The sequence below is a fragment of the Paenibacillus sp. FSL F4-0100 genome (assembly GCF_037993005.1).
Classification (GTDB): Bacteria; Bacillota; Bacilli; order Paenibacillales; family Paenibacillaceae; genus Paenibacillus_AQ.
The window spans coordinates 6,661,559-6,677,457 of sequence record NZ_CP150303.1 but is presented as its reverse complement, the minus strand read 5'-3'; the positions used below and the strand labels follow the sequence as shown (position 1 = coordinate 6,677,457).

The window sequence follows — 15,899 nt, the reverse complement described above, 5'->3', positions numbered from 1 at the left end:
TCCGTAACGTTAAGGGAGAGGGCAATGAGAATATTAATCGTAGATGACAATCCGACTAACGTCATTATTATTCGAGAAATCTTAAAAAAGGAAAACTATCAGAATACTTTATCTGCATCTTCAGCCCTGGAAATGCTGGAACATCTGGGGATTGGCGATCGCAGCCGTGAGCTGCATCCCCGGAGAGCGGATATCGATTTGATTCTGCTCGATATGATGATGCCCGAGATGGATGGAATTGAAGCTTGCCGTATTGTACAGCAATATGAGCATTTGAAAGATATACCGATCATTATGGTCACTGCCGTCGGGGATTCCAAGAAGCTGGCGGAAGCGCTGGATGCCGGAGCCGTCGATTATGTGACGAAGCCGATCAACAAGGTGGAGCTTATGGCACGGATTCGTCTGGCGCTCCGGTTGAAGCATGAGAAAGACTGGCATATTGAGAGGGAACAGCGGGTCCAAGCTGAATTGAAGCTTGCGGCCATGGTTCAGAATGCCGTTTTGAGCTCACCAATTGAAGATGATCAGCTTGAGATTCATGCGTTATACCAGCCCTCAGCGGAGCTGGCGGGGGATTTGTATGCATGGTACCCGCTTGGCGAAGGCCGTTATGGCGTGATTCTGCTGGATATGATGGGACACGGGATTACTTCGTCCCTATTTTGCATGTTCATCGCTTCGGTTTTGAAGGACACGGTGACAACTTATGTCGAACCGGAGAAGGTGGTTCAGGAATTGAACCGTAGGTTCAATCAGTTAAACCTCGGCGAACAGCTGATACAGTACTATTTTACAGCGATCTATCTTGTTGTAGACACCCGTTTGAAGCGGGTGGACTATGTCAACGCAGGCCATCCTCCGGCTCTTTTCTTTCAGGAAAGCGGGGATGTGATGACTTTGGATCAAGGCTGCTGCCCAGTGGGGTTATTCGACCGGATCGAAGACATGGAGCCTAGAAGCTTTCAGTATGAAGGCGAAGGACACTTGGTTATGTATACGGATGGCCTGCTTGAGCTGGTAGAGGGTGGTCATGACGAGAAGCTGGATTATTTGAAGGAACATTTGGGCGGCCCTCATCATTGGCGAGAAGATGAAATGAAGGAGCAATATTTTGTGGATGATCCATCGCAGGAGCGAGAGGACGATAAATGCCTGGTTTGGATATCTCTTAAAAAAGGAGAGGAAACCAATCAATGAAGCTTAGGAGCAAGTTAGTCATTGGTTTTACGACTTTGCTGGCGCTCATGCTGGTTCTGACCTTGATTGGTTATGACCGAATCACTTATATGAAAGACCAGATGGATCAGGTCTATCAGGAGCGCTATCAAAAGGTACGAAACTCCAGCGCAATGCGTGGAGAGGTCAACGATATGGCGCGTGAGCTTACGAATATGATACTGAGTAATGACCAGTCCACGTACGCTGTGTCCGAACAGGAACTGGAAACGATGACAACACAAACTCAGGCGTATTTTAAAGCGATCAAGGAAAGCGCAAATACCGCCGAAGAGCAGCAATTGTTAGTCCGGATTGATCGTGCGGTGAATCAATATATCGTTTATCAAAACAAGACATTGGAACTATTGGCAAAGAGCAATGCAACAGAGGCCAATCTGCTACGCAGCTCGACTGGACAAGCTGCCCAGGAAGAGATGCTGACGAGTTTGAACGAGCTTAGCAGTTATGAGAACCAGAAGATCAATGATGAAATAACAGCAGCAAAAGCGGCATATGACCGCTCTGTCCAAATGTTCATCTATATCATGGCTGGCGGATTGTTAATCGGAATGCTGGTCATTCTATGGATTCTCCCAAGTATTACCCGGGGCATCAACGTGGTCTCCATGATGCTGAAGAGCTTTGGCGAAGGCAGATTGAAGGCGATCCGTCGTATTAAAGTTACGTCCAAGGATGAGTTTGGCGATGTGGCTCGGGTATTTAAAGACCTGTCGGAAGACATTATTGAGAAGCAGCGTATCGAGGAAACCTATCTCCAGGCGCAGCGTGATCAGTCTTGGCTGAACTCGAATATGGCCAGAGTCACGGAGCTGCTGGAGGGGATCAATTCCCTAGAGGAAGTCGGTCAGCGGTTCATCAGCGAGTTCACGCCAATTTTGGGTGCGCATTATGGAGCTATCTATATCCGTCAAGAAGACAAACATCCGAATAAGTTGGAGATGAAGGGCTCTTACGCCCATGAAGGCGGCGAAGAACCGAAGATTTCTTTCATGATCGGGGAAGGGCTTGTTGGTCAAGTTGCATTCGACAAGAAACCGATCGTACTGAAAAGCGCACCGGAAGATTACATGAAGGTGGAATCCGCATGGGGATCATCGAAGCCGGTATCCGTCATGATCTATCCGATTCTGTTTGAAAATGAAGTGATGGGTGTTATGGAGTTGGCAGCCTTTGAGGAAACAACCTCATTACAGCAGCAGCTAATATCTCAGCTGAGTCAATCTCTTGGCATTATTCTGAACAATATTACAGGCCGTCTGCGGGTGGAGCAGCTGCTGCGCGAATCGCAAGCCATGACCGAGGAACTTCAGGTTCAATCGGAAGAGCTGCAGACCCAGCAAGAAGAGCTTCGCCGTACGAACGAAAATCTGGAGGAGCAAACCAATGCCCTCAAGCGTTCCGAGGACTTGCTGCAGCGCCAGCAGGAAGAGTTGGAGCATTACAATACCGAGCTTGTTGCCAAGACGCGTGCGCTTGAGGAACAGGTGCAGGAAGTGGAAGAGAAGAACGATGAAATCGAGAAGGCGAGAATGCAGCTTGAGCAGCAAGCGAAGCAGCTTTCGATTACAACCAAATATAAGTCGGAGTTCATGGCCAATATGTCCCACGAACTACGGACCCCGCTTAACAGCCTGCTGATATTATCACAGCTGTTGTCGGAGAATAAGGATGGAAATCTGAGCAATAAGCAGATTGAATATGCACAGACTATTTATATGTCGGGCTCCGATCTGCTGAAAATGATTGATGAGATTCTCGATTTGTCCAAAGTGGATGCAGGGAAAATGGAGATCAATTATGAGGATGTTCAGCTTCCGGATATTGAAGTCTTCGTGGAGCAGAATTTTGCCGCCGTTGCATCCCGCAAGCATATTGACTTGGGTGTGCACATTGGTGCAGATATTCCGCAGAGCATTGTCACGGACAGTCATCGTGTGAAGCAAATTCTTCGTAATCTGTTGTCGAACGCCTTCAAATTTACCAATAGCGGCTCTGTTGAGCTGCATGTGGAGAAGGCCGACAAGGAGAAACTTCCGCTTTACTTGAATGCCGAAGCGGATTATGTGGCCTTTGCTGTCAGAGATACCGGTATCGGTATCCCGGCTGATAAAACGGATCTAATCTTTGAAGCCTTCCAGCAGGTAGACGGCACAACCAGCCGTAAATACGGGGGAACCGGGCTTGGTTTATCCATCAGCCGCGAGCTTTCCCGTCTGCTGGGCGGAGGCATTCTGGTTGAATCGGAAGAAGGCAAGGGAAGCTGCTTCACACTCTTCCTGCCAGCTAGTCCTCCGGATTTGGTAGAAGGTACACAGCAAGCAGCCGCAGCAATTGAGGCACCACCGGAGCGTAATCTGATCGTGCCGAAGGCAAAGATGATTACGAAAGAGGCTCAGCCATCCGTACAGGTGGATGACGATCGCAACCAGCTCGGACCGACAGATAAAGTGCTGCTTATCATTGAGGATGACGTGAAGTTTGCCAGAATTCTTATGGATATGGCCAGAGGACGCGGCTTTAAGGCGTTGGTTGCATTGCAGGGGGATATCGGTCTGGAGATGGCCAAGTCGTACAAACCGGATGCCATCATCCTGGATATCCAGCTTCCGGTTATTGATGGCTGGTCTGTCATGGGCGAGCTGAAGAGCTCTGCGGTTACGCGCCACATTCCAGTGCATGTCATTTCGGTCGTGGATGAAGTGAAGCAAGGATTAATGATGGGAGCGATCGCTTACTTGAAGAAGCCGTCATCCAGAGAAGCGCTGGAGGGCGCGTTTACGCATATCGAATCCTATACGGAAAAATCGATGAAGCATCTGCTGATTGTCGAGGATGATGACATTCAGCGGAATTCCATTATTGAATTGATTGGTCATGACGATGTATCGATTACGGCGGCATCCACAGGCGCCGAAGCGCTCACTGAGCTGCACAAACAGCACTATGATTGTATGGTGCTTGATCTGATGCTGACGGACATGACAGGTTTTGAGCTGCTAGATCAGATCCGCGACGATGAGAACCTGGTGGATCTGCCGATTATTATTTATACAGGCAAGGACCTTGATTCGAAGGAAGAGATGCAGCTACGCAAATATGCGGAGTCGATCATCATTAAAGACGTAAAATCGCCAGAGCGGCTTTTGGATGAAACAACACTGTTCCTCCATCGGGTCGAGGCTGATTTGCCGGAAGATAAGCGTAAAATCCTGCAGAAGCTGCACAACAAGGAAGAGCTGTTTGAAGGTAAGAAGATTCTGCTGGTGGACGATGATATCCGCAACGTGTTTGCTCTCTCCAGCGTGCTGGAGGGATACCATATGGAAGTTACCTTCGCTGAGAACGGTCGGGAAGCAATCGAGCTGCTTCAGGAACATCCGGATTTTGATCTGGTGTTAATGGATATGATGATGCCGGAGATGGACGGTTACGAAGCGATGCGACGTTTACGCGAAATGCCGGAATTCGAGAAACTGCCGATTATTGCCCTGACAGCCAAAGCCATGAAAGAGGATCGCGCGAAATGTATTGAAGCGGGAGCTTCCGATTATATGAAGAAGCCGATACAAACGGAGCAACTTCTTTCGCTTATGAGGGTTTGGTTGTATTCGTAAGCTGCTTTTGTGGGTAATGTACAAGTAGCAAATAAACACGGGGAAAGCGGTGCAAGCGTAATGTCATCTAGTGACCATATGGAATCAGAACAACTGTTGTTAACAGAGGAAAGCGAACGTGAGCTGGAACAGATCGAGATTGAGCTTCTTTTGGAAGGAATTCATCGATTCTATGGTTACGACTTTCGCAATTACGCTATTCCCTCATTGAGGCGGAGAATCTGGCATCATGTTCATGCCGAGGGCGTATCCACAATCTCAGCCCTTCAGGATAAAGTACTTCACGACCGTTCTTGTTTTGAACGGCTCATATATAATCTATCAATTCCGGTTACGGAAATGTTCAGGGATCCGAAACTATTCCTGACATTCAGGCAGTCGGTAGTTCCATTGCTTCGTACGTATCCTTATATACGGATTTGGCATGCCGGCTGTTCGACTGGAGAAGAAGTGTATTCCATGGCTATTTTGCTTCATGAAGAGGGACTGTATGAGAAATCCCGGATTTATGCGACAGACATGAATTCACGTTCTCTCCAGCAGGCCAAGGAAGGCGTATTCGACATCAAACGCATGAAGCAATACACCAAGAATTATATGGAGGCGGGCGGTACCCGCTCGTTCTCCGAATACTATACAGCGAAGTACAATTCGGTTATTTTCCAACCGTTTTTGAAGAAAAACATGATATTTGCCGAGCATAATCTGGCAACAGACCGTTCCTTTAACGAGTTTAATGTGATCTTTTGCCGGAATGTCATGATTTATTTTAATGATCAGCTGCGGGATCACGTACATGGATTATTTCACGAGAGTCTAAGCCATTTTGGTATTCTCGTACTGGGTTCTAAAGAGTCCATTCACTTTACGAATTATAGTGAAGCTTATGAGACGCTGGACCGGGTGGAGAAAATATACCGGAAGATTAAATAGAAGTTTTGTAGGAGGATCTCATGGGGTTTCACGAACCGATTCATATTCTGTTGGTAGATGACCGCCCTGAAAACTTACTTGCACTCGAAGCTGTTCTGGACAGCGAACAATACACGCTCATCAAAGCTACTTCAGGGGAAGAGGCTTTGCGATATCTCTTGAAGTATGATTTTGCCGTGATTGTTCTTGATGTACAAATGCCCGGCATGGACGGTATCGAAACAGCAAGGCTGATCAAGGCGAGAGACAAGACAAAAGATATTCCGATTATATTCATTTCCGCGAACAGCAAGGATGCGGAGCATCTTTTTGCAGGATACTCCGCTGGGGCGATCGACTATATGGTTAAACCCTTTATCCCTCAAATCTTAAAGTCCAAGATCGAGGGTTTTGTCGATATGTACCGGACCAATAACAGGCTGAAAATTCAGTCCATGCAGTTGCACCAGAAGACCCAGGAGCTTGAAAAGATTAATCAGGAACTTGTGCTGGCCAAGGAAGAAGCGGAGATTGCCGCCAAAGCAAAAACGGAATTTCTGGCGATGATGAGTCACGAGATCCGCACGCCGATGAATGGCGTCATCGGGATGATTGATTTGCTGATGGACAGCGACCTCCAGGATGAACAGCGGGAATACGCAACGATTATCCGCAACAGCGCGGATGCCTTGGTTAACATCATTAATGACATTCTGGATTTTTCCAAGATGGAATCAGGCAAAATGGAACTCGAGGAATATCCGTTCGATCTCAAGTCCTGCGTTCAGGAAGTGTTTGGTTTGTTCTCTGGAGAAGCCTCCAAGAAGAATCTGGAGCTTACGTATTACATCGAGGATCAAATTCCTGCGATCATATTCGGGGATATGGGACGCCTTCGTCAAGTGTTGGTGAATCTGGTATCCAATGCCGTGAAGTTTACGAATGAGGGCGGCGTGTATTTGGTTGTTTCGCTTGCCCAAGCTGAAGAGAACCGGTTAACCCTTGAATTCACAGTGAAGGATACGGGGATCGGAATCTCATCCAAGAAACTTGATCGGTTATTCAAGCCGTTCTCTCAATTGGATTCCTCGATGACAAGGCGCTATGGTGGAACAGGACTTGGGCTTGCGATCTGTAAATCGCTCGTACAGATGATGGGCGGAGAGATCGCGGTTGAGTCCATAGAAGGCAAGGGAGCCACCTTCGTATTTACGATCTGCGTTCATACGCATGAGGAAGAGTATCATCGACTCCGGGAAGAGGAGCGTTCGGCAAGATATCGTGTGCATGGGGAGAGGCAACCAAACATCCTGATTGTGGACGATCATCCAATTAATCGAAAACTGATGGAAAGCATGCTGGGAAAGATGGGGATGAAAGCGGATATGGCGGAGGACGGCAGGCAGGCGGTTGATATGGTTGCCGGTCCTAAAGTCTACGACATGATCTTCATGGATTTGCAGATGCCGGTAATGGATGGTCTGGAAGCAGCGTGTCTGATCCGCCAGATGAAACCGGAGGCTGAGGCTCCCGTTCTGGTTGCGATGACGGCTAATGTGATGGACGGGATTCAGAAGCGCTGCTTTGACGCGGGCATGAATGAATATATCAGCAAGCCGGTCAAAATCAGCTGTGTGAAGCATCTGATATCCCGGTATGTACCGGTAGAACCGGAAGGATGGGATATCAGCCCAAGCCCTGTTCGCATCATCAACGGTTAGCGCAGCAATCGGTTTCCATATATTAGCGTGTCTACAACCCTCTTAACCTGTTTCAACAAGCGAGATAACGGGTTATGTAAAGGGAAAACAAATGATTGGGAGAGAGTGTCTATGAATACAAAAACGAATGATAAGTTCAATGCTAAGACCCAAATGAACGAGGGCGTATGCACGGTATTTTTGAGCGGTGAACTTGATCTGTCCGTCGCTCCGGATTTTCGGTTAGTCATGGAGCCTCTTGTCGGCAATTCCGAAGTAGACTTGATCGTCAACATGAAGGACATGACATATATTGATAGCACGGGTATTGGTATTCTTCTGTCGATACTGAAAGCAAGACATGGCATGGAAGCACGCTTTGCAGTCGAGGAAGTTCCGCCACAAATTCAAAAGCTGTTCGATATGACGGGTATTGCGAAGTTCTTTCAGTCGTAAGAAGAATTCCCAATAGGAAAGGATCGAAAAGAATGAATTCAGATGTACAAAGAGTAACGCTTAATTTGCCTGCCAGTGCTGAATATGTGGATATTGTAAGACTGAATCTGTACGGGATAGCTTCCAAGATGGGCTTTTCCTATGAAGAGATCGAAGATATGAAGGTCGCGGTGTCCGAGGCCTGTAATAACTCGGTCTTGTATGCTTATAGTCAGGAAGGCGGAATGGTAGAGGTTTTATTTCAAGTGACCAGCGATTCGCTATCCATTACGGTCAGAGACGAAGGGGAGAGTTTCGACAGTGTGGGAGCGGTTGGCAACCGTACACTTCATGATAAAGATCTCAGCGAGGTCCAAATCGGAGGACTAGGCTTCTACCTGATGGAGGCGCTTATGGATGAGGTAAGCGTGACAAACCAGGCTGGAAAGGGAACCGAGGTTACGCTGACAAAGCGGCTCGCAAGAAGCGAGGAGCCGGTATGAGTGATAAGGCGACTCCCCAAGAGTCCAGAGATGAAGCCGTTCATTTAATTGAACAGTATCAGCAAACGAAGGATAACGATATCGCGACGGTGCTGATTAAGAAATATGAGCCGATGGTTAAAATGGCGGCAGGCAAGATTGCCCGAAATCGGCCCGACCTGTATGAGGATTTGTATCAGGTTGGCCAAATGGCATTAATTCGCCTTCTGCAGCAATATGACATCAGCCTGGGGATTCCGTTTGAGCCCTATGCCATGAAGAGCATGATCGGGCATATGAAAAACTTCCTCCGCGATAAATCATGGTACATTCAAGTACCAAGACGAATCAAGGAGAAGGGTGCCTTGGTTCAGCAAGCGATTGATGAATTGATGGTGAAGCTGGAGAGATCTCCCGATGTAAATGAGATCGCATCCTACCTGGATCTTTCCGTTGAGGAAACGGTTGAAGTGCTAGCCGGACGTGAATGCTATCATTATGTATCATTGGATTCCCCTTTATCTCAGGAAGAAACCGGAGCGACGCTTGGAGAGCTAATCAGTTCGGATGTAAATGATTTTGATTCCGTTGAGAAGCGCATGGATCTTCAGCAGGCGATGAGCCAGTTGAAGGAGCAAGAGCAGAAGGTGCTATTGCTGGCATTTCAGGAGGGACAGTCCCAGAGAGCGATCGCTCAGAGGTTAGGCGTGTCGCAAATGAGTGTCTCGCGTATCCAGAAGCGGGCAACGGAAAAACTGAAGCAGATCATGTCCAATTCTTCTTACTGATATGGACAAGCCTCGTAGAAACAGACGTATAGCAACATAAGGCACGCTTCCTCCATTACAGGAAAGCGTGCCTTTTTGGAACCTACGATTCGTATTTATAGAAGGGAGTGACAGGGAAACATGCTGGGGCCGGATAGGATGGAAGGTCAGGATATTTATACTATTGCAGGGGGATGGAAGTGGTACGATGTTCGAACGGATGACTGGCAATCCTCCTGGATCGGTGAACTTCGGACGCGCTATCCTTATACAGCCGAATGGTTTGATCTGGCATCGACGTTAAAGGAACGAAACTACTTATCCGTCCGATTCAAGGATGGGGTGGAGCCGGTCATTATGGGAACCATGCTTTACAAGGTTACGGATGATGCCGATCATTACAAGTCGGAACAGTTCTATTTTTATACAGACCACCAAGTGCTGATCACCATCAATTTGGATGAGCATACCCGAAGCGTGATGGCTAAGTCCGATAGAGCTTCCATGCTTCATCAATGCCAAAAGCCTGTCGACGGCATGTTTGTGCTGGCTCGGGCCATTCTGCATTATTACCATGCGGGAATGGACCAATTCGAGCATAACCTGCGTCTTGTTGAAAGCGATATGCGTACGCGCAACCGAAGGTCCTTAATGGACAGTATTCTGTCGTCCCGGTTTGAGCTGTTGGAGTGGAGTAATCTGTTTATTCCTTTTCAGGAGCTGATCGCCGCAGCAAAGGAAGGGTATCATGGCGAGCTGGATAGCAGCCGCTCGTTTCAACAGCTCCTTCATCGAGTGGAACGAATGGAAAAGCTGATTCATCATTATGAGCGCGAAATCGATACGCTGGTATCGATAGACGATGCAATCTCTGCGTTCCGTGGGAATGAAATCATGAAGACCCTGACGATTTTTACGGTCGTGCTCACACCGGCAACCGTGGTCGGAGCCATATGGGGTATGAACTTTGAGAATTTGCCCGCCATTAAGACGTTCTGGGGATTTACGGCAATCAGCGGCTTCACCCTGCTGTGGACCGGGGGGATGTATCTTTGGATGCGTGCGAAGGGATGGACGGGCGACCTGCTTCAAGTGAAGTCCATCAATAAAAACCTTTAAGACACGAAGGATATGCATGAATGGCAGCAAGAATGATCACAACGCCCGGTGACACCTAAAGGCACCGGGCGTGTTCATGCGTTAACACTAGGATCTGGATTGATCAATATATCCTTGCAAATCCGAGATGAAATCCCCGATCATCGGTACGTTGACAAAGAAGCTGAGAATGTAACCCAGAAGACCCAGCACGAGTGCCGTGCCAAGCGTTAAGCCTAGCCCCCGGGATAGTCCGGCTGTGAGGTTGGCGATGATGCGTTTCTTGGGATTCATGTAATGATCGATCATGTCCCTCATTTCGGATTTTTCCAGCGTGGTGGCAATTTTGTCCAGACGCGTGTTCAGTTTCTTTACCTCGTGCCGCAGTTCGAAGGGATGCTCCTGGACATCATCCGTCTCCCGGGAGCGCCTTTCTTTACTTGTTTCGGATTCCATTCGTGGCTCCTCGCGTCGTGTCGAACGATTGCCGCTCCGGGTCGAGAAGCTGGAGCCGCTATGATATGGGTTCGCTTTACTCATGAGTTATCCCCGCTTTCTAGGCAAATGCGCCGTTTCAAATTATCAATCCATATGATGCTTATAAGCTGACTGTCACGATCTGGCACAAAAATAGCCAGCTGTGTCAGCTGGCTATTCGTGACCTCACGAATTAAACATTCGTTGTCGATTTTATTTCACGGCTGACATCCGAAGAAGTGTCCATCGCTTGATCCTTTACGTCTTTGGAAGCATTAGAAACCTCGCTGGACACGTCCGCCGATGCTTCCTTGACGCTGGACATAATGCTTTGGCGGCCTTCATTCACGGTGGCCATCACATCGGAGGCTTTGGTGCCCACGGTTTTGGCCAGTTCAGAAGCTTTATCGCCTACGGTATAAGCAACTTCCTTGGTTTTATCCGTTACCATGCTCAGTTTCTCGGACAAATCCCCGCGCAGTTCGCGGCCTGGCTTTGGAGCGAACAACAGAGCTGCTGCCGCTCCGACCAAGGCACCGATGAAAGCACCTTTGAAGAATGTGGAACCGCTTTGTACTGGATGTTCTTGTTCTGTGTGATTCATAACTTTCACTCCTTTTAGTTAATATAAAAAGAATATAGACACGAGAATCAGGCTGTACGTCTAAATAGCTTGGCAACAAGACCGAGCAAGAATACGAAGATAGCTGTACCGATGATAGCGGGCACAATGGCAAATCCGCCAATGACAGGTCCCCATGCTCCGAAGAGCCATGGTCCAAGCCATGCGCCCACGAAACCAGCGATCATGGATCCGATAATTCCGCCCGGCATTTCATGACCAACCAGTGCATCCCCGATAATCCCGATGATGATTGCCATTACGATGCTGATGATGATTCCCCACATACGATCGCCTCCTTTTTAAAGAGCAATGTTTTTCGAGTGGGCTTGCTTATCTCGTAATTAAACCTAAGGGCACATCGTGAAACAGGACAGCGTGAAACGGGAGATAAAATGGAGTGTCCGTCCCCTACGGAATTTAGCCTGCTGTTATTTGCAGATTTTTGTACTATACTGAATACAGATTTGCAATAATCCTCGAATAAGCGAGGAATATAGGTACCACACATGAAGAGGTTTCTAAGGCGGGAATACGGTCACAGACGGTTATAGAAGGAGTTATTCAACATGGACACTGTATTAGTGAATGAATATCGGGCGGACATATTAGAGTGCGTCCACAATGGACATATATGTATTGTTAATGAACAAGGAAGCGTTCAGGCTTACGCGGGAGATCCGGAATATGTCGCATTTACGCGCTCTTCGGCCAAGCCGATGCAGGCGATCCCCTCTATCCGCGGCGGGCTTGCTGACCATTATGGACTGACGGATAAGGAAATCGCGATCATGACGGCCTCGCATCGGGCGGAGCCGGCTCACATAGAAGTATTGGAAGGCTTTGCCCGCAAGGTGAATATTAGCGAAGCTCACATGGTTTGCGCGTCCAGCTGGCCGCTGGATGAGGAAAATAAAGAAGCTCTTCTGCGAGAGCGGAGAGACAAGCGTAAATGGTACCATAATTGCTCCGGCAAGCATTATGGCATGCTGGCCTATTGCCAGATGGCAGGATATCCGCTGACGGGATACGATCAGCGGGAACATCCGCTGCAGCAGGAGATCCTTCAGACGGTTTCCGATTTGGCCGGACTGGCTCCCTCTGATATCCGGTTGGGAACCGATGGTTGCGGCCTGCCGGTATTTGCCATGCCGCTTCGTGCTCTGGCTACAGCCTATATGAAGCTCGCATCCCCGGAACTTATTGAGGATGAGCCAACACAAAGGGCGGTCATCCGAATTACGGAGGCCATGCATGCATCTCCCTATATGGTGGCGGGAAATCACAAGGTGGACACCCTTCTTTTGAAAGATGATAATATTGTGGCCAAGGGAGGCTTTAAAGGTGTGTACTGCTTGGGTCTGAAGAAGGAGCACCTAGGCATTTCGTTCAAGATTGCAGATGGCTCTGAAGAAGAATGGGGCTGGGTAGCGGAGTCCATATTGGAGCAAATCGGGTATAACAACAAAACAACCATCGATCGCCTGAAAGCCGCGTATCCCAAGGACTTATACAACGATGAAGGCCTTAAAGTAGGCAGGGTGGAAACCGCATTTAGGCTGACTCATACGTAAGCATGACTGATTAGACCGGAAACCGCCGGGGTATTGATTAGTAAAAACGGCGGAGGTGACCGGCCATGATTAAAATCATGACGGCAGCGGAACGACATACGACCCATAAAAACGGGATTCATAGTGAATTCAGCTTTTCCTTTGGTGATTATACAGATCCACATAACGAGCATTTTGGAAGCTTGCTGGCACATAATGAATATGTGCTTAAACCGATGGAAGGTTTTGATCGAAGGTTTCATCATGACTTGGTCATTGTCCATTTGGTGCTGGAAGGCACGTTAACGTATGAAGATGATACAGGGAAAGAAATGGAGCTGACGCCCGGTTCGATTCATGTCGTGAATACAGGCTCCGGCGTGTACCATGCAGAGAAGAATGCCTCATCTTCCGAGGACGTACGCTATCTGGAAATGTGGTTTCTACCTGCGGAGCCGAACCTTGAGACCAGTCATCATCAAGGCGATTTTACAAAAGAACAGCAATTGAACCGGGTGCTTCCGATTATGGGGCCGGGCCACGGGGAGCGCAGCTTGCCCGAGTCGCTGGATGTTGTAATGTACAGTACCATACTGGAGACAGGACAAGAACTGACGTACAGCCTGGCCGAAGGTCGGAGAATGCACTTGTACGTGATTAGCGGTCAAGTCGAAATATCATCTGAAGACGGCATGTTTGATATTACAGCGGGTGACGCGGCCAGGATACAGCGCCGTCATGAGCTGACATTCCGAGGGAACTCAAGTGAGGGGAACTCAGAAGTGGTGATGATTGATATGCCGTAGAGAAGGACAGAAAGCCCTCGGAACTTTGCTTAAATTAGCGAAGTTCCGGGGGCTTTAGCTATACAAGGGCTCTTCTTTTTGAACTTTTCAAGGTTTTCGGGCAATGATGACCTACTGGTTCCCGCGCAACTGCCCGAGCTCCGATACAACAGCTTCCACTTCCGATATACTAAGGTTTTGCTTATTCATGACCATGTCGTATAAATCATAAATATCATCATATTGGTTAACCGAGAAGGCGGAGGCTTGCATAGCAGCTCCTGTAGCCATCCGAAGCTTGGTTTTAATCTGTTCAATCATATACTCGACATTGGCTTGGGATTTTTCACTCAAATCCATGGATTAACACCATCCTCTCATAGGCGGATTTACGATTTTCGTCCCTGTATTGTACCATGTTACCGTGCGGCTCGACCAATGTTTTTGCCATCGGAGACAGAGATAGGTTAAAATCAGGAAAAAAAGGTTTTTCAGGCTGCGGGACAAGGTTTCAAGCGATGTAATCAAGGAGGAGGTCCGTCATGAGCGAACAAGCCGGCAAGACGCCAGGCGTACAGGCTGTAAAAGCTAAAATGTCGGGGCATGAACTGACGGATTTTTTTCGGTCGATTTCGCAGCGGCATTCGCTGGACAGCATTGTATTTTTATGTATAGGCACCGACCGTTCCACAGGAGATGCACTCGGACCGCTCACAGGAAGCCGGCTCATGGAATACGGTTTTCCGCATGTGATCGGGACGCTGCTTGATCCGTGCGACGCTTTTAATCTTGAGTTAAGGCTTCAAGGTTTGCCTGAGGATAAGGCGATTATTGCCATTGATGCATGCCTGGGACAAGCCTCGTCAGTCGGATATTTCTTTACATGCGAGGGTCCACTGATGCCTGCCCAGTCCGTCGGTGGGAGGCTTCCGGCAGTGGGAGATTACAGCGTGGCAGCGGTTGTGAATGTCCATGGACCGAAACCGTATTGGACTCTTCAAGTGACGTCCCTATACCAAGTCATGGGGATGGCGGAGCAGATAGCGAAGCAAGCCGCTATAGCCTTTGGCCTTAGGCCGTAAGACACGGCGTTTCAGCCGGGGGTGTTTTTGTTTAATAATAGATCATTCTTTATAAAATAATGGGTGTCTATCACATGGCATCCGCTGAATAGAAAGAAGGGTATCGCTATGGAAAAAGTACAATGCAACGGCAGCACGATTTGTTATGTTGATCAGGGACAAGGTGAGCCAGTCATTCTGCTTCACGGTTTCTGCGGAAGCTCCGCCTACTGGGAACAGGTCCTGCCATTTCTTCAAGGCTTCAGAGTCATTGTACCGGATCTCCGTGGTCACGGGCGGTCTGATGCACCGATGGGATCGTATACCATTGAACAGATGGCAGACGATGTGCTGCTATTGATGGATGAGCTCGACATCCCGAAGGCAGCATTACTCGGTCATTCCCTCGGAGGATACATCACGCTCTCCTTCGCCCAGCGTTACGCTTCTCGTTTGAACGCCTTCGGCCTGATTCATTCCACAGGCTACCCGGATTCGGACGAAGCGAAGGAGAAGCGGGTGAAGGCGGTCAGCACCATCCAAGGGGAGGGCATTACGGCTTTTGTTGACGGATTGGTGCCCGGCTTATTCGCTCCGGATACGAAGGATACCAAGCCGGAATGTATTCAGCGGGCGAAGGAGATAGGTTATCTAACGCCACCTCAGGGAGCGATCGGAGCGGCGCTGGCGATGCGTGAGCGTCCGGACCGACGCGATGTGCTCTCGCCGTCCATTCTGCCTATTCTGCTGGTAGCCGGGGAGAAAGACGGATTGATTCCGGCAGAGCGTACCTTTACGACAGACCATGACAACGTGACCCCAATCATAATCGAGGGCGCAGGACATATGAGTATGATGGAGACGCCGGAGAAGCTCGGCGAAGTCATCACTTCTTTCATGGGACGGCTTGAGCATGAATAAACGCATGAGAGTCTTTCGATAGTTTATAATGAACGGATACCCCCTTGCGGGATATCCGTTTTATTTTTGTGCCCAGCGTACTCTCCGTCGTTTGCTTGTCCGGCCGTTGAAATAGAGCCGAGAATGGGGGGAGGGCCGGCTACTGGAATTCTGGCCCCGGATAGCCTACAATTTAATCGTGATCCGGTTGGGATCTGGACCCGGCAAGATCAGAATACGCTGCATTTGTC

16 protein-coding genes are annotated in these 15,899 nt (G+C 48.6%); 12 read left to right on the top strand and 4 right to left on the bottom strand.

From position 1 onward, the window contains the following. Window positions 1–24 precede the first annotated feature (24 nt). The 8 genes from MHH48_RS30515 to MHH48_RS30480 all read left to right on the top strand — a co-directional run bounded on the left by MHH48_RS30515 (window position 25) and on the right by MHH48_RS30480 (window position 10,271). Window positions 25–1,200 carry a SpoIIE family protein phosphatase gene (locus tag MHH48_RS30515; RefSeq protein WP_076325424.1) on the top strand — a complete coding sequence of 392 codons (1,176 nt, stop codon included), beginning with the start codon at window positions 25–27 and terminating at the stop codon, window positions 1,198–1,200. Further along, a complete protein-coding gene (locus MHH48_RS30510; RefSeq protein WP_076325425.1) occupies window positions 1,197–4,856 on the top strand; it encodes a response regulator in 3,660 nt (1,219 codons plus the stop codon). Before MHH48_RS30515 ends, MHH48_RS30510 begins: the two co-directional genes overlap by 4 nt. Before the next feature lie 60 nt (window positions 4,857–4,916). Then, entirely contained in the window at window positions 4,917–5,789 is an 873-nt protein-coding gene (locus MHH48_RS30505; RefSeq protein WP_076325426.1) for a protein-glutamate O-methyltransferase CheR, read from the top strand. A 20-nt stretch (window positions 5,790–5,809) separates the two neighbouring features. Beyond that, entirely contained in the window at window positions 5,810–7,489 is a 1,680-nt protein-coding gene (locus tag MHH48_RS30500) for a response regulator (RefSeq protein WP_076325427.1), read from the top strand. Window positions 7,490–7,600: 111 nt separating this feature from the next. After that, window positions 7,601–7,924: an STAS domain-containing protein gene (locus MHH48_RS30495; protein WP_009594079.1), complete on the top strand. Its 324-nt coding sequence runs from the start codon at window positions 7,601–7,603 to the stop codon at window positions 7,922–7,924. Window positions 7,925–7,956: 32 nt separating this feature from the next. Next, complete coding sequence (gene rsbW / locus MHH48_RS30490; protein ID WP_076325428.1) at window positions 7,957–8,406, top strand: anti-sigma B factor RsbW; 450 nt, start codon at window positions 7,957–7,959, stop codon at window positions 8,404–8,406. Next, entirely contained in the window at window positions 8,403–9,173 is a 771-nt protein-coding gene (locus MHH48_RS30485; RefSeq protein WP_009594120.1) for a sigma-70 family RNA polymerase sigma factor, read from the top strand. Before rsbW ends, MHH48_RS30485 begins: the two co-directional genes overlap by 4 nt. 120 nt (window positions 9,174–9,293) lie before the next feature. Further along, window positions 9,294–10,271, top strand: a complete 978-nt coding sequence (locus tag MHH48_RS30480; RefSeq protein ID WP_076325429.1) for a magnesium transporter CorA family protein — start codon at window positions 9,294–9,296, stop codon at window positions 10,269–10,271. 87 nt (window positions 10,272–10,358) lie between these two features. On the opposite strand, the gene MHH48_RS30475 is transcribed toward MHH48_RS30480, so the two are convergent. From MHH48_RS30475 to MHH48_RS30465, 3 genes are all read right to left on the bottom strand, one after another. Further along, window positions 10,359–10,790 carry a DUF5665 domain-containing protein gene (locus MHH48_RS30475; protein ID WP_076325430.1) on the bottom strand — a complete coding sequence of 144 codons (432 nt, stop codon included), beginning with the start codon at window positions 10,788–10,790 and terminating at the stop codon, window positions 10,359–10,361. Window positions 10,791–10,920: 130 nt separating this feature from the next. Further along, window positions 10,921–11,331, bottom strand: a complete 411-nt coding sequence (locus MHH48_RS30470; protein ID WP_076325431.1) for a YtxH domain-containing protein — start codon at window positions 11,329–11,331, stop codon at window positions 10,921–10,923. Window positions 11,332–11,378: 47 nt separating this feature from the next. Continuing rightward, window positions 11,379–11,636 (bottom strand): GlsB/YeaQ/YmgE family stress response membrane protein, encoded by a 258-nt coding sequence (locus tag MHH48_RS30465; protein ID WP_006212694.1) that lies wholly within the window; start codon window positions 11,634–11,636, stop codon window positions 11,379–11,381. A gap of 282 nt (window positions 11,637–11,918) precedes the next feature. Here MHH48_RS30465 and MHH48_RS30460 point away from each other — a divergent pair, with 282 nt between their 5' ends. After that, window positions 11,919–12,923 carry an asparaginase gene (locus MHH48_RS30460; protein ID WP_076325432.1) on the top strand — a complete coding sequence of 335 codons (1,005 nt, stop codon included), beginning with the start codon at window positions 11,919–11,921 and terminating at the stop codon, window positions 12,921–12,923. A 65-nt stretch (window positions 12,924–12,988) separates the two neighbouring features. Then, complete coding sequence (locus MHH48_RS30455; RefSeq protein ID WP_076325433.1) at window positions 12,989–13,708, top strand: pirin family protein; 720 nt, start codon at window positions 12,989–12,991, stop codon at window positions 13,706–13,708. A 111-nt stretch (window positions 13,709–13,819) separates the two neighbouring features. Here the strand turns inward: MHH48_RS30455 and MHH48_RS30450 are convergent, their stop codons facing one another. After that, a complete protein-coding gene (locus MHH48_RS30450; RefSeq protein WP_015737472.1) occupies window positions 13,820–14,047 on the bottom strand; it encodes a DUF1128 domain-containing protein in 228 nt (75 codons plus the stop codon). Window positions 14,048–14,229: 182 nt separating this feature from the next. Between MHH48_RS30450 and yyaC the strand changes: the two genes are divergently transcribed. Together yyaC and MHH48_RS30440 are read left to right on the top strand one after the other, a co-directional pair. Then, window positions 14,230–14,769: a spore protease YyaC gene (gene yyaC, locus MHH48_RS30445; RefSeq protein WP_076325434.1), complete on the top strand. Its 540-nt coding sequence runs from the start codon at window positions 14,230–14,232 to the stop codon at window positions 14,767–14,769. A gap of 108 nt (window positions 14,770–14,877) precedes the next feature. Then, window positions 14,878–15,669 carry an alpha/beta hydrolase gene (locus tag MHH48_RS30440; protein WP_076325435.1) on the top strand — a complete coding sequence of 264 codons (792 nt, stop codon included), beginning with the start codon at window positions 14,878–14,880 and terminating at the stop codon, window positions 15,667–15,669. Window positions 15,670–15,899 lie beyond the last annotated feature (230 nt).

Excerpts from the sequence above, each read along its gene's own strand:
- MHH48_RS30500 (WP_076325427.1), top strand. The coding sequence starts at position 5,810 with ATGGGGTTTCACGAACCGATTCATATTCTGTTGGTAGATGACCGCCCT.
- MHH48_RS30465 (WP_006212694.1), bottom strand. The coding sequence starts at position 11,636 with ATGTGGGGAATCATCATCAGCATCGTAATGGCAATCATCATCGGGATT.
- MHH48_RS30450 (WP_015737472.1), bottom strand. The coding sequence starts at position 14,047 with ATGGATTTGAGTGAAAAATCCCAAGCCAATGTCGAGTATATGATTGAA.
- yyaC (WP_076325434.1), top strand. The coding sequence starts at position 14,230 with ATGAGCGAACAAGCCGGCAAGACGCCAGGCGTACAGGCTGTAAAAGCT.
- MHH48_RS30455 (WP_076325433.1), top strand. The coding sequence starts at position 12,989 with ATGATTAAAATCATGACGGCAGCGGAACGACATACGACCCATAAAAAC.
- MHH48_RS30495 (WP_009594079.1), top strand. The coding sequence starts at position 7,601 with ATGAATACAAAAACGAATGATAAGTTCAATGCTAAGACCCAAATGAAC.
- MHH48_RS30480 (WP_076325429.1), top strand. The coding sequence starts at position 9,294 with ATGCTGGGGCCGGATAGGATGGAAGGTCAGGATATTTATACTATTGCA.
- MHH48_RS30470 (WP_076325431.1), bottom strand. The coding sequence starts at position 11,331 with ATGAATCACACAGAACAAGAACATCCAGTACAAAGCGGTTCCACATTC.
- MHH48_RS30505 (WP_076325426.1), top strand. The coding sequence starts at position 4,917 with ATGTCATCTAGTGACCATATGGAATCAGAACAACTGTTGTTAACAGAG.
- MHH48_RS30485 (WP_009594120.1), top strand. The coding sequence starts at position 8,403 with ATGAGTGATAAGGCGACTCCCCAAGAGTCCAGAGATGAAGCCGTTCAT.
- MHH48_RS30440 (WP_076325435.1), top strand. The coding sequence starts at position 14,878 with ATGGAAAAAGTACAATGCAACGGCAGCACGATTTGTTATGTTGATCAG.
- rsbW (WP_076325428.1), top strand. The coding sequence starts at position 7,957 with ATGAATTCAGATGTACAAAGAGTAACGCTTAATTTGCCTGCCAGTGCT.
- MHH48_RS30510 (WP_076325425.1), top strand. The coding sequence starts at position 1,197 with ATGAAGCTTAGGAGCAAGTTAGTCATTGGTTTTACGACTTTGCTGGCG.
- MHH48_RS30460 (WP_076325432.1), top strand. The coding sequence starts at position 11,919 with ATGGACACTGTATTAGTGAATGAATATCGGGCGGACATATTAGAGTGC.
- MHH48_RS30515 (WP_076325424.1), top strand. The coding sequence starts at position 25 with ATGAGAATATTAATCGTAGATGACAATCCGACTAACGTCATTATTATT.
- MHH48_RS30475 (WP_076325430.1), bottom strand. The coding sequence starts at position 10,790 with ATGAGTAAAGCGAACCCATATCATAGCGGCTCCAGCTTCTCGACCCGG.